At 65.8% G+C, this 12,919-nt stretch carries 11 protein-coding genes and 1 tRNA gene; 5 read left to right on the top strand and 7 right to left on the bottom strand.

The window, feature by feature from the left end; all coding sequences use genetic code 11:
• Positions 1-3: 3 nt before the first annotated feature.
• Positions 4-1,479: a hypothetical protein gene (locus G6N58_RS15355; protein WP_115278134.1), complete on the bottom strand. Its 1,476-nt coding sequence runs from the start codon at positions 1,477-1,479 to the stop codon at positions 4-6.
• A 295-nt stretch (positions 1,480-1,774) separates the two neighbouring features.
• Between G6N58_RS15355 and G6N58_RS15360 the strand changes: the two genes are divergently transcribed.
• Positions 1,775-2,314, top strand: coding sequence for a hypothetical protein (locus G6N58_RS15360; protein ID WP_232067876.1), 540 nt, complete (start codon positions 1,775-1,777; stop codon positions 2,312-2,314).
• Positions 2,315-2,605: 291 nt separating this feature from the next.
• Here the strand turns inward: G6N58_RS15360 and G6N58_RS15365 are convergent, their stop codons facing one another.
• The 3 genes from G6N58_RS15365 to G6N58_RS15375 form a co-directional block, all read right to left on the bottom strand.
• On the bottom strand, positions 2,606-3,085 hold the full coding sequence (locus G6N58_RS15365) for an NADPH-dependent FMN reductase (RefSeq protein WP_115278133.1): 480 nt from the start codon (positions 3,083-3,085) through the stop codon (positions 2,606-2,608).
• Between the two features lie 40 nt (positions 3,086-3,125).
• The gene (locus G6N58_RS15370) at positions 3,126-4,151 is read right to left on the bottom strand and encodes an NAD(P)H-dependent glycerol-3-phosphate dehydrogenase (RefSeq protein ID WP_115278132.1); all 1,026 of its coding nucleotides are present in this window, start codon (positions 4,149-4,151) and stop codon (positions 3,126-3,128) included.
• 61 nt (positions 4,152-4,212) lie between these two features.
• Entirely contained in the window at positions 4,213-5,421 is a 1,209-nt protein-coding gene (locus G6N58_RS15375; protein WP_115278131.1) for an MFS transporter, read from the bottom strand.
• A gap of 100 nt (positions 5,422-5,521) precedes the next feature.
• Between G6N58_RS15375 and G6N58_RS15380 the strand changes: the two genes are divergently transcribed.
• Positions 5,522-5,845: an ArsR/SmtB family transcription factor gene (locus G6N58_RS15380; protein ID WP_115278130.1), complete on the top strand. Its 324-nt coding sequence runs from the start codon at positions 5,522-5,524 to the stop codon at positions 5,843-5,845.
• Positions 5,846-6,341: 496 nt separating this feature from the next.
• Here the strand turns inward: G6N58_RS15380 and G6N58_RS15385 are convergent, their stop codons facing one another.
• Positions 6,342-7,850: a flavin-containing monooxygenase gene (locus G6N58_RS15385; RefSeq protein ID WP_172545068.1), complete on the bottom strand. Its 1,509-nt coding sequence runs from the start codon at positions 7,848-7,850 to the stop codon at positions 6,342-6,344.
• Between the two features lie 157 nt (positions 7,851-8,007).
• Here G6N58_RS15385 and G6N58_RS15390 point away from each other — a divergent pair, with 157 nt between their 5' ends.
• Positions 8,008-9,267: an MFS transporter gene (locus G6N58_RS15390; RefSeq protein WP_115278128.1), complete on the top strand. Its 1,260-nt coding sequence runs from the start codon at positions 8,008-8,010 to the stop codon at positions 9,265-9,267.
• A 6-nt stretch (positions 9,268-9,273) separates the two neighbouring features.
• Here the strand turns inward: G6N58_RS15390 and G6N58_RS15395 are convergent, their stop codons facing one another.
• Positions 9,274-9,765 carry a YajQ family cyclic di-GMP-binding protein gene (locus tag G6N58_RS15395; protein WP_115278127.1) on the bottom strand — a complete coding sequence of 164 codons (492 nt, stop codon included), beginning with the start codon at positions 9,763-9,765 and terminating at the stop codon, positions 9,274-9,276.
• Positions 9,766-9,840: 75 nt separating this feature from the next.
• Here G6N58_RS15395 and G6N58_RS15400 point away from each other — a divergent pair.
• Positions 9,841-9,923, top strand: a tRNA-Tyr gene (locus G6N58_RS15400).
• Positions 9,924-10,388: 465 nt separating this feature from the next.
• Positions 10,389-12,314 (top strand): hypothetical protein, encoded by a 1,926-nt coding sequence (locus tag G6N58_RS15405; RefSeq protein ID WP_163908177.1) that lies wholly within the window; start codon positions 10,389-10,391, stop codon positions 12,312-12,314.
• A gap of 212 nt (positions 12,315-12,526) precedes the next feature.
• Here G6N58_RS15405 and G6N58_RS15410 read toward each other — a convergent pair whose 3' ends face one another.
• Positions 12,527-12,784, bottom strand: coding sequence for a hypothetical protein (locus G6N58_RS15410; RefSeq protein ID WP_115278125.1), 258 nt, complete (start codon positions 12,782-12,784; stop codon positions 12,527-12,529).
• Between the last annotated feature and the right edge of the window lie 135 nt (positions 12,785-12,919).

A 12,919-nucleotide genomic window follows, 5' to 3' on the forward strand; every position in this document is an offset into this window, starting at 1 on the left:
GGCTCAGGCCGCGTCGCGGCTCGCGGTCGCTGTCTTCCCGGTCGGTGTCTTCTCGGTGACCTTGTCCTTGACCGGCTTCGTGTCTGTGTCTGTGTCCAGGTCCTTCACCGGAGCGGTCTCGCCGTCGGTGGGATCGTCGGCGTCCTCGTCGGTGGTGTCCGGCTCGGGTGCCTCGGTCGGCTCCTGGGCGGGTTCTTCGGTGTCCTCGGTCGGCTCTTCGTCCTCGACCGGCTCTTCGGTGTCCTCGACCGGATCTTCCTCGGCGGCGTCCTCGTCTGTCGGCTCCTCGGCAGGCGCAGGTTCCTCGTCCTCGCCGACCGGGACCTCGACGTCGGGCGTGGGTTCGGTCACCTCATCGGTGGGCTCGTCGTCGGCCGGCTTCGGGGTCTTGTCGGACGGCTCCTTGTCCTTGTCCTTGGAGCCCGAATCCGAATTCGACTCGTCGGCCACCTCTGCCGCGGCCAGGCTGGAGGTGGCGTCTTTGTCCGAGCGGTGTCCGACGAACAGCGACTCGATGCCCTCCTTGACCCCGACGATGAAGTCGAGGACCACCTTGATGGTGTCGGCCATGGTGGGCAGCAGACTGTTGCCGTCGGTGGTGGCGTCGCGGTACCCCCAGTAGACCAGCGCGGTGAGCGCAGGTTCGAGGACGTCGGCAAGTTCATTGCCGAACAAGCCGAAGTAGTCACGCAGCGGACGGACCAGCGGCAGCGGCCCGTCGTCCTCGTAGGTGACGTAGGTGACCCCGTTACGCGTCTCGACCTTGGCCTTCACCAGCGTGCCGTCGGGGTTCTTGAAGGTGACGTAGAGGACGCCGTCGATGCGCTCGGTGGTGACGTCCAGGCCGTCGCACGACATGTTCAACCGGCACGTCACGCTGCCGTCGGCGTTGACCTGCACGGGCGACAGCGCGCGGGTGAGGTAGGCCGCGACGGAGTTGGTCAGCGCCAGGGGATTGAGCAGCGACACCGCGGCGTAGGAGTTGAAGTCGTAGCCGAAGCTCGTCACCACATCACCCTGCGTCGGGCCGGCGACCGGAACATCCGGGGCAGGGGGAGTGACGACCGCCTCGCCGACCTGCAGCGACGGCAGATCGAACGACACCACCGGGCTGCCGGGCGGCGGGATATCGGGGACGGTGGCCGGGCCGGTGGGCGCCAGCGGAGGGAGCAGTTGGGGCGGCAGGTTCCAGCCCTGTTGGTTGATGAACGGCATGGTGCTGGTGACGCCCAGGGCCGTGGACGGGACCATGCCGTCCGGCCCGGACTCGTCCAACGCGCTCCAGATGCCGAACGGTCCGGTGAGGAAGTTGACCATGACGCCCCGGCTGTCCGAGGGCAGCAGGCGCTGCTGAATGGCATCGGCGATACCGCCCACGCCGTCGATCTCGCCGGAGCCGTCATCCATCAGCAGCGCGGCCAACAGCAAGGGGGGCGCAGCCGTCAGAGGCTGGATGACGGTGAGACCGGCGACGCTCACGGCAACGGCAGCTGTCGTCAATATCGACGACCGCAAATCCCCCGCCACGCAACCGCCTCCCCCAGAAACACCTGATAATTCACTGAGCAGTGTACGGCCTGCAGACCGTTGCTGAAAGGTATTGCGGACGCCAGCTCAGCTGCGGGTCTTGGCAGATATTGACGTGTGCGCGCAGAGTGGCATTCATTCGGCGATTCTGGCGTTTTCCTGAGCTTTACTGGCGGCATCCTCAGGTTCTGCGGCGAACTCATTCCAGGCTGGTAACACCGAGCGGGTCCTGCGACGAACCTCTAGTGTGAGCAGTGTGCTGAGCAGAGTCCTGATCGCGGCCTGCTGCGCGGGTGCAGCGTTGGCCGGTTCGTCGTCGGTGGCCGCCGCGGAGCCCGCGCCGCCTCCTCCGCCGCCGCCGAACATCAATGGCTTCACCCCGGTGGTGCCCTCGGACTACGAGGTGCAGCCGGGCCTGTACGGCTTCACCACACCTTCGGGCATCACGTGCGTCGTCAGTCGCAGCACCGCCTACGGCTGCAACGGGCCGTTCCCCGGCGCACCCAACGGCGCCAACATGATCACCGGCGGCGCCAACGGCATGCCCGGGTTCACCAACTCGCCGCGGCCGCTGTTCGTCTCCGACACCCCCGCCAAACCGCTGCCGGTGAATTCGCGGCTCAGCTACGGCACCATCAGCTGCGGTGTGGACGGGGCCGGCGCGGCCATCTGCACCAACAGCTTTGATCAGACCGGCTTCGTGCTGGGCCCGGCCACCAGCTGGAACTTCGGCGCCGTCAACCCGCTGCTGGATCGTCCCGAAGGCACCAACCCGTACGCGAACTGAGCACCAGGCGTTGAGGCTGCGCTGACGCCCGTGGTTCGGCCGAAATGGCGGGCGTGGTTGCAGTCTCAACGCACCCATCTCTGCCGGCGCCGTGCGCGCCATGGCAGAACAGCATCGCCGCGCCCGCGGGCTGACCCAGCTGGACAAGCTGATCGACCGCGTGCAGTACGCCCGAGACCTCGAGCGCAGCGACTACATCGCCCACGTCGGGTGGCTCGATATCCGCGTCATCGGAACTCACCCGGAAGCGCGCATCGTGCGACGGGTCAGTGACGCGTGTGTGATGCGCGGCTACGGACCCGGCACAAACCGCCGGGCGATCGGCAACCACTTCTGCAGATCGTCGGAGGTCTCGTACTCCGAGTCCAACAGGTAGAGGCTGGGCGCCGGGCAGCTCGCGCCGATCTCCACCAGCACCGGACGCAAGGTCAGCTCGGGTGCCAACGCATGGGCATACGACCCCCCGAGCATCAGCGGGAACGTGGTGGTCTGGCCGAGCTCGCCGGCGCCGAACTGGTCGAGGAACAGCTTCAGCAGACCGGTGTAGGTGGCCTTGAACGTCGGGGACGCCACCACCAGCACGTCCGTTGACTTCACGATCTCCTTGGCCTCGGCCACTTTCGGGTCACCCCAGCCGAGCAGTCCGGCGCCGAGTTCGACGACCTCGACGACGTGCTCGGGCGCTGCACCGGTGAGTTCGCGCGTCACCAGTTCAGCGGCGGCGCGGGTTCGCGAGTGGGGCTTGGGGTTTCCGACGACGACAACAGCCATGGCCCCAGTCAACACGTAACCGGCGCCGGGTGCAGCGTCGTCAGAACCCGCTGCCGTGCACCTCATGGCCGGGCTTCTCGGCAATCAGGCCGTGATAGGCCTGTTCCACGGAGGATCCGTGGTTGATCACCGCATCCACTTCGCGGGCGATCGGCATCGGGATGCCGTACTTGTCGGCGAACTCCATGATCACGCTGGCGGCTTTGACGCCCTCGGCCACCTGGTTCATCGACGCGATGATCTCGCTGAGCGGCTTACCGGAGCCGAGTTGCTCGCCGACGTGCCGGTTGCGGCTGCGCTGGGAGGTGCAGGTGACGATGAGATCACCCATGCCGGCGAGCCCTGCGAAGGTGTCGCGCGAACCGCCCAATGCCACGCCCAGCTTCGACATCTCCGCGACGGCCCGCGCCATCACCATGGCTCTGGTGTTCTCGCCGATCCCCAGCGAGTACCCCATGCCGACGGCGATGGCGTACACGTTCTTCAACGCGCCGGCCATCTCCACCCCGCACACGTCGTCGGTGGTGTACGTGCGGAAACGCTTGGTGCGGAACAGGTTCGCGAGGTTGGCCGCCAGGTGCTGGTCGGGCATCGCGAGTACGGCCGCGGCAGCGTAACCGTCGGCGACCTCGCGGGCGATGTTCGGGCCGGCCAGGATTCCGGCGGGGTGGCCGGGCAGCACCTCGTCGACGATCTCGCTCATCCGCAGATTGGTGCCCTGCTCGAGCCCTTTGACCAATGACACCACCGGCACCCACGGGCGCAGCTCGCGAGCCAGCTCGGTCAGCACCCCGCGAAACCCGTGCGAGGGCACACCCATGACGATGACGTCGGCGCAGTTGGCTGCTTCGGAAAAGTCGGTGGTGGCCCGCAACGACTCGGGCAGGGCGGTGTCGTCACCCAGGTACCGCGAGTTGCGATGGTTGTTGTTGATGTCGGCGGCGGTCTCCTCGGCGCGGACCCACTGCAGCGTCGGCCCGCGTCGGGCACAGATGGACGCGACGGTGGTTCCCCAGGAACCACCACCGAGCACGACGACCTTGGGATCACGCTGAGCGGGAGGCATGGCGATCAGCGTATTGCGCAGCCCGCAACTTGACGGGCGGTTGGTGAATCCCGTTGCTGGGTCACACCGCAGACTTGCGCATGGTGACCGCGCCGATGGCTGCGGCGATCATGCAGGCAAGTGCGACTGCGGCGGCGAACCAGGGGAACACCGTGGCCAGGCCCCAGTGCGTGGCGGCCCATCCGGCCACGATGGTGGGGATGGCCATGGCGGCGTAGGCGCACAGGTAGAACGCCGACATGGTCTCGCCGCGCTGACCGGAGGGAACCACTTTGGACAGATGGCGCAGCGAGCCGCCGAAGCCGAGGCCGAAGGTGGCGCCCAGCAGTGCGGCCGCGACGAACACCAGCGGCCAGGAGTGCAGCGCCAGCACCGGGATGGTCACCACCAGCGACACGGCCATGCCGACATCGCCGATGATCGCGGCGCGGTGGGCCGGGACCCTGGTGGCGGCCAGCTGCGCCATCGCCGCGGCGAAGGCGGTGATGCCGACAACCCCGCCCGCGAACAGCAGGTTGTCGATGTGCGTCTGGTGTGCGGCCAGCGACGGGTAGAGCGACAGCAGCACACCCAGCACCGACCACGACGCCATGGCCCCCAGCGCGGCGAACCAGAAGTCGGACCTGATGGCCTGCGGCACCGAAGGTTTCGAGATGCGAATGGGCCCACGCGAGCGGCTGGTGTGGGGTTCGCGCAACGTCAGCACACCCACCCCGACGACGGCGCACACCACAGCCACCACCGCGTACGGGGTGCGCAGTGGATGAGGCGCGTACTGGGCCAACACCGAGGACGCGACGATGGCCACGGCGATACCGATGTTGAAGCTGACGCCGCTGTGCAGGCCGGAACGCATGCCGTGGTCCGGTCGCAGATCCAGCAGCGCCGCCGCGGCGGCCACCACGATAGAACCCACGGCAGCACCGTGCACGGCGCGGGCGATCAGCAGCAGCACGATGTCCTCGGCGATCAAGAACAGCACCAAGCCGGCGATCAACGCCACCAGCGCACCCAACAGCACCGGCTTGCGACCCACCACATCGGAGATCCGGCCCGAGACCAGGACCGCGACCAGCGCGGCGAAGGCGTAGACGGCGAAGACAACCGTCGTGGCCAGCGGGGTCAGGTGCCAGGTGGACTCGTAGATGCCGTAGAGCGGTGCGGGCAGACCCGAGACTCCCAGCGCCATGCCGCACAGCACGAGCAGCAGGGGGTAGGCCCTACGCTGCGTTTCGGTTCCGTGCTGCGGATCGGTCGACGCCAGCGCCATCACGTCTCCTGGGGTAAGTTTGATGAGTATCGAACCGGCCCGAGCTTACGCCTGGTTTGATGATCATCAAACTGATTATCGGTGAGACGAGGAGCACAGCATGGCGGAGGTAGCCGCGGTCAGCGCCGTCGCGCCCGTCCATCAGGTGCTGGCCGCACTGCAGGACCCCGTGCGCCTGGAAATGGTGCGCCGGCTGCGCAACGCCGGCGCCCCGGTGAAGTGCCAGCTGCTCTACGACGGCATCAACAAGTCGACGGCCACCCACCACTTCAAGATCCTGCGCGAAGCCGGGCTCATCGAGCGGCTGTGCGCCGATGGGCAGACCCATCAGCGGCTGCGCGACGCCGACGTGGACGCCGCGTTGCCCGGTCTGCTCGATGCGGTGGTGGGCGGGGCGAACCGGGCGGCCGATCACTCAGTCTGAGCCCCTGTGCGCTGAACTTTTCTGTGTTTGCCGCAGCCGTATGGGCAGGATTGCCAAACCCCATCATCTCGCGCCATCATTGGCGACGAATTTCCTGCCGCCAGCATGTAAATCCAGCAAACATGCCGCGCACCTGCGGGTTTTCGCTGTTTCTGCCGGTTCGAAGTAGCGTTCGGCGAAAGTGTGCAAAAGCAAACAGGTTGGCGTAATGTCCTTTTCGTTCCATCGCGGGGGTTGCTCGGAAGAGTGGCAAGTATGCGGACGACGGGCGGCACACGCCGAGGCCGAAAGGTCATGTCCGACATCGCTCCTGTGATGTCGAACGGTTCACGGTGTCACGTCAACCGCAGACGAGAGCAGGCGGCCATGGGGTCGCAGTTCCATCACGCCGCGGTGGTTGCGGCGACGGTCATAGACCGGTGCGGGTGGCAGTCGATGTCGTCGAGGGGTCGACATACTCTGCGGTCACAGCGCCGGCGTCCGGCGCCGCAACCACTCAGGCGATCGCGCTCGCTCTCGCTGCCGGCTTGATGGGCGCCACGTCGGCGGACCGACCGAACACCATGTCCTCGTCGATGCGATCGAAATGATGGTCGATGGCGTCGGCGAAGAAGTTCTGCCGCACATTCCATGGCCGCTTGGTGCCCGACTTCGGCAGAGCGTGCGGGTTGCGCAGCACGTAGTTGGCCTGGATGTCCCAGGCGAGTTTCTCCGGCATCGGCTGGTCGCCCAGGTGTGGATAGGCATGGGTGTAGCCGCGCGAGCGCATGTAGGCCAGCAGCTTGGCCACCGAGCGCGCCGTCATGTCTGCGCGCAGCGTCCACGACGCGTTGGTGTACCCGACGCACCACGCGAGGTTGGGGACGTCCTCGAGCAGGTGTGCCTTGTAGACAAATCGGTCCTGCGGCGCGAGTGGGGCGCCGTCGATGCTGAGTTTCACCCCGCCGAGCGCCAGCAATTCCAGGCCGGTGGCGGTGACGATGATGTCGGCGTCCAGGTGGGCACCGGAGCGCACGACGATTCCCGTCGCATCGATGTGGTCCACGTGGTCGGTCACGACCTCGGCCCGCCCGGTGCTGATGGCGTGGAACAGGTCGGCGTCCGGCACCGCGCACAGGCGCTGGTCCCAGGGGTTGTAGCGCGGCTTGAAATGGACGTCCACCGGATAGCCCGGCGGCAGATTGGACATGGCCTGGCTTCGGATGAACCGCTTCATCGACCTGGGTGACTTGCGGGCCCACAGCCACACGAAGCCTTCGAAAAACGCGGCGAACCACTTCGCGAAAGCGTGAGAGGCCCTGCGCGAGGCTACTTTTCGCACCGCTTCGGTGACGGGGTTGACGCTCGACCCGCTCAGTACATAGCTGGGGGAGCGCTGCAGCATGGTGACTTTGGCGGCCTTCTCGGTGAGCGCCGGGATCAGTGAGATGGCGGTGGCGCCGCTGCCGATCACCACCACCGACTTGCCGGTGTAGTCCAGATCCTGCGGCCAGAACTGGGGGTGCACCACCGTGCCGGTGAAGGACTCCATCCCGGGGAAGGCGGGGGTGTGGCCCTGGTCGTAGTTGTAGTAGCCGCTGCCGAAGAACAAGAAGCGGGTGCGATACACCTTCTGTTCGCCGTCGGCGTCCACGTGCACCGTCCAGGTGTCGGTGCCCGAATCCCAGTCGGCGGAGCGCACATGGCTGCGGTAGCGGATCCGGCGGTCGATGCCGTGGGTGCGGGCCGCGTCCTTGATGTACTCGCGGATGTGGGCGCCGCCGGCCATACCCTCACGCCGGGTCCAGGGTGCCCACGGGAAGCTCAACGTGAAGATGCTGCTGTCGCTGCGCACGCCCGGGTAGCGGAACAGGTCCCAGGTGCCGCCCATCTGCTCGCGGCGTTCGAGGATGACGTAGTTCAAATCGGGGTTGCGTTCGGCGATGCGGTAGGCCGCGCCGATCCCGGAGAAGCCCGCACCGATGATCACGACGTCGACGGTCTCGGGATCGTGGTCGGTGTGCAGTTCTGGTGAAGTCACGACGTCCCCCAAAGATGTGGCACTGGTCACTCCAGCCTAGGCATCCACCGGTTGGTTGGGCCAGCCCGGTCGGTGTTCGGCCGCAGCCGCACTGCATTCATGTGCTATGCAAAAGGAATGGGTTTCTCAGCCGGATGTCGTCGTGACCGCTGAAACCACCGCACCCCCGCTGCCGCCACGCGGTGCTTTCCGACTGCTCATGGACCCCGCGTTCGGCTCCCTGTTCTGGGGCAAGATGCTCAGCGCCGCCGGGGTGTGGACGCACAACCTGGTGGCCGCGGTGGTGGTCTTCGAGGCCACCGGCTCGGCGCTGATGGTGGGCCTGCTCGGGGTCGCGATGTTCGTGCCGCAGCTGGTGCTCAACCCGCTGGCCGGCAAGTGGGCCGACCGCGGCGACCCCATCCGCCAGGTGATGATCGGGCGCATCGTCTGCCTGGTCGGGTCCGGCTCGCTGGCCATCTGGTCGATCCTGGCCACCGATCCGCAGGGCCTGGCCGCCGCGCTGCCCATCATCGCCGCGTCCGGCGTGGTCGGTATCGGGTTCGTGGTGGGCGGCCCGGCGATGCAGTCGCTGGTGCCGTCACTGCTGCGCCCCGGCGAGTTGTCCATCGGCATGAACCTCAATACCGTGCCGCTGACGATCGCGCGCATCGGCGGGCCCGTGCTGGGGGCGTTCGCGCTGGCGCATCTAGGCCCCACCGCCGCGTTCGCGGCCAGCGCCACCACCCACCTGCTGTTCATCGTGATGCTGCTGGCGGTGACGTTCCCCCGCCCGAAGCAGCACGCCGCCGGCACCGACTACCGCGTCAGCGCGGCGCTGCGCTACGTCTGGGCGGACCGCCCGCTGTTCCTGATGCTGCTGGGTGTCAGCATCGTGGGCTTCGCCTCGGATCCCTCGATGACCCTGGCGCCGTCCATGGCCGCCGAGCTGGGCGGGGGCACCAGCCTGGTGGGCTACCTGTCGGCGGCGTTCGGGATCGGTGCTGCGGTGGGCTTGGTGGCGCAGGCGCTGCTGAGCTCGCGGGTGTCGGCCGGTGTCACGGCGTCGGCGGGGCTGTGGCTCATGGTGCTCGGCACCGCGGGGGTGGCGCTGAGCCCGTGGACGGCCGCCGTGCTGGGGTGCTTCGCCGTGGCCGGCGTGGGTTTTTCCTGGGGCATGACCGGGTTGAGCACGCTGGTGCAGTCCCGGGCCCCCGACGAGTACCGCGGCCGCATCATGTCGCTGTGGCTGGTGGGTTTCCTCGGATCGCGGCCCATCGCCGCGGCCCTTCTGGGCTCGACGGCCGATCTGGTGTCGGTGCGGGCGGCCTTCCTGGTGGCCGCGGCGATCAGTGCCGTGGTGGCGCTGCTGTGCCGGGCCCGGGTACTGAACCGGCCGGGCCCGGTCGAGCTGCGCTTCTGACGCGAATCAGCGGTAGTTCACGAACTGCAGCGCGACGTCCAGGTCGGCGCCTTTGAGCAGCGCGATGACGGCCTGGAGGTCGTCGCGCTTCTTGGAGCTGACGCGGATCTCCTCACCCTGGATCTGCGCCTTGACGCCCTTGGGGCCCTCGTCGCGGATGATCTTGGTGATCTTCTTGGCGTCTTCGCTGCTGATGCCCTGCTTGATGTTGCCGATCACCTTGTAGGTCTTCCCGGAGGCCTGCGGCTCGCCGGCGTCGAACGCCTTCATCGAGATGTCGCGCCGGATCAGCTTTTCCTTGAAGACATCGACGGCGGCCTTGACGCGCTCTTCGGTGGACGACACCAGGATTATGCCGTCTTCACCCTGCCACTCGATGGTGGTGTCGGTGCCGCGGAAGTCGAAGCGGGTGGCGAGCTCCTTGGCCGCCTGGTTGAGCGCGTTGTCGACCTCCTGGCGGTCGGCCTTGCTCACTACATCGAACGATGAATCCGCCATCGGACACGTCCCCTCTGTTCAGTCGTTTTCGTGTTCGGTACATCCTCGTTGTACCCTGCTACTCGCACCAAACCCGGCAGGTTGCCCGAGCGGCCAATGGGAGCGGACTGTAAATCCGTCGGCTAACGCCTACACAGGTTCGAATCCTGTACCTGCCACGCGAGTGATGTTGCAAGACATCGCCAAAGCCCTGAATCCCCGCGGGGGTTCAGGGCCTTTTGCGTGGGCGTCCGCAGGGCACTCTGCGGGGTTGGTAGCGAGAGGCTCTCCCGAGCAAGGGCGTCGCGAGCTTCTTCGTGCTTTCCCGCAATACGGGGCCGATTGCTTCGATAGCAACCAAGAACGACGTGGACGGATCGCGGCTGCCGCGCCTGAACCGCTCAGGTCGAATCCTGACTGGATCGTGCACCCCCGGAAACGCCTTTGCGGCTGCGGCCGTCCAAGCGCCAGCGCAGAGACGCCATTGCGAATGTCATTCACGCACACCGCTCGTACAGGGCAGCAAGCGGGTCTTATTTGCTGAAGCAACAATGTGCTTGCGGGAAAACTGAAATCTGATGCGCGGCAGCGAGTAATCGACTAAAAGAGACTCAGTCTTACTGAGTGCATGACCGGGGGGTCCTATGGCTGAATTCTCAATTCCACAGGGTATGTCCGAATACCGGTGGATTCTGCCCACTGCGGTGTTCTTCGCAAAGCCCTACAAGCATACTTTGCTGGGCGTGTTGGGTGACTCGAACGGAACGGCAACGCCCTTGCTATTGGTGGATGTGAACCACGACTCCGGTATTGCAACCACCCATCAGATCGGAACCGTGCCTGCCGATGACCACAACGCACCTGCAATCAGCGCTGCCCCCGGAGACCCGATTCTGGTCGCTTGGAATCACCACGGCCAAGACACCCTGATCCGTTACCGAGTGGGCCTCCCCGACCTGCCCGCTAGTGTGGTCCAAGCACCCGAACAGACAGTTGATGTGGGTGACGTCGTGGCGTACGGGCAAGCCTGGAGAGTCGACCACCTTTCAGACCAGTCCAAGGTGACCTACTACCGGTTGTACCGTCGCACACTCACCGACTGGTATCTCCTGACCGAGGAGGTGGACCGGGAGACGTTGGAAGTCACGACCAATGCGCCCGGAACTCACCTTATTTCAGGGAACGGGACCAAGATTTACTGCACAACAGCCACCGGCTCAGCGGACGCGCAGGTGGTGCGCGTTGCAATTGGAACCAATCCCAGTGACGAAACAATCAATGGGGTGTCCTGGATCGAAATCGATCTGAACTCGGGTGCAATATCGACTCCGCTGGACGACACTTTCACCGCCAACGTCAGCGGCACCAACCTTCCGGTCATCCCAACTTACAGCCTCCGGCTGCTGCCCAACGTCAGCCAGGAGCGACGATTGTTTGCCGCGCGCCCGTGGCCATCCGCGATGGGTGTGCTAACAGCAGAGGGGGTTCCTACTAACCGGCCGGCCACTGCGCGCTACTGGCTATCCGAATGGGGCGGTCAGTACTCGTCACCCACGGTCGGCCCGCCCGCATCCGCCAATGGGCTGATCTGCCCGATCGGCGCTTCACCCAGTTGCGTCAGAAGTACCGAGGTGACGCTTGCGGACGGAGCGACCAGCATCGTGATGTCGATGGACATGACGCTGCCGTCCACGAAGCCGGACTACGCGTACCTGGACTTGTGTGGGCAGTATGACGGCGGCAACGGTTGGTACGCCTGGCTCGGCGCCTCCACCAACGAGCTAAAGTTAAGATTCGTCGTCAGCCGCGCAGGCGGACAAGCCTCCACCCTAACCTCGACGGTGCCGCTGAACGGCGTGTCATGGGGTGATCGCGTGCGGATCAAGATCACTTACACCCCGACAGCGGTCGCCGGCATCCGATGCACGATGGAGAACGCGGTTGGCAGCAGCTCGACGTGGACCACGATCGGCTCCCTCGCTGGTAACTCCGGCGCGATTGTGGTTGATCCCGATGCCTACTCTTGGATCGGAGCCCGAGCTCTGGACCGAGCCGACGGGCTGGTGGTGCACGTTGCTAAGTGGACACTCAGCGGAAACATCGCTACTGACATAAACTTCGGGAACGACGCCACCGGCTGGCCCGGCTACGCCACCGTCTACACCGACAGCTACGGCAATGGTTGGAGCGTATTTGGGCAGGCCGTTGTTGGACGCACCGCTTACGGGCCGGTCATTCCGCCGCAGGCCATTCCAGTTCGCTACGACCTTGGATTAGTCGGCGGTACCCTGTGGGCTTCGAGCTACCCGGGTGGTGCGTTCCAAGGCGCGGCGATCATCCTGGCCCGATTCAACGGGTCGAACCAGGAAGTTGTGCTGGCCTACATCATCGACGGGGACATAGTGGAGACGGTGCTGCATAGCCAGCCCACCAGCCAGGGAGAATTCTTCCGGCCTATGCCACCAGACAACGGCGGCCCATTCTGGGCCTGGGTTCTCAATGTCGAGTCGTATGGCACAGACCGGTTCTACGAGTGGGTGTCGTCGGCCTTCACCGTTAGTCGAGTGTGACGGACCTGAAATTGGCAATTGATCGGAGGCGGCCGCGACCGAGGCATACGGTGCGGGTCCTGCGGAAGACTCCTTGTTGGTGGGTTATCGCCGGCCACCCAAGGCGCCGCGAATCAACTCCATCGCTCTGGCTGGGCTTGCATGCTGAAGATAGCCACCGTCCGAGTGCAGCGCTACGCCGACACTGCTGCGATGCGGCAGTGCGCGAAGGTCTAAACAGGGAGCCCTGCCGTTGGTTGCGGCGTGCCGGCCGCGACCACCTGTGCTGAGGGCGACCCGACTTCTGCCGGTGGGTGCTTTGCAGGGTCCTCGCGAAGCGCGTAGATCACCGCAGCCGCTGTGGCTGCGATCAGGATCGCCATGAGGATGATCTTCACGGCAGGATGAGTGAAGGTTTTTGCGTCCTGCACCCGCGTTCTGAGTTTGCGACGCAGCGAGCGCCAGCGCTTGTACAGCAGAGTGTCCGCCATGGGGCCCCCAGAGCCTTGCGTTGGATTGCGGCGAGACATCGTTGGCAACCGCCGTCGGTCTTGGGCCGATCGACCGGTGAAAGAGATACCGCCTGAACAGCTTTCGTGAACCCTGATCTAGGTGGTCTCCGTCGC

It is taken from the genome of Mycolicibacterium tokaiense (genome assembly GCF_010725885.1).
GTDB lineage: Bacteria > Actinomycetota > Actinomycetes > Mycobacteriales > Mycobacteriaceae > Mycobacterium > Mycobacterium tokaiense.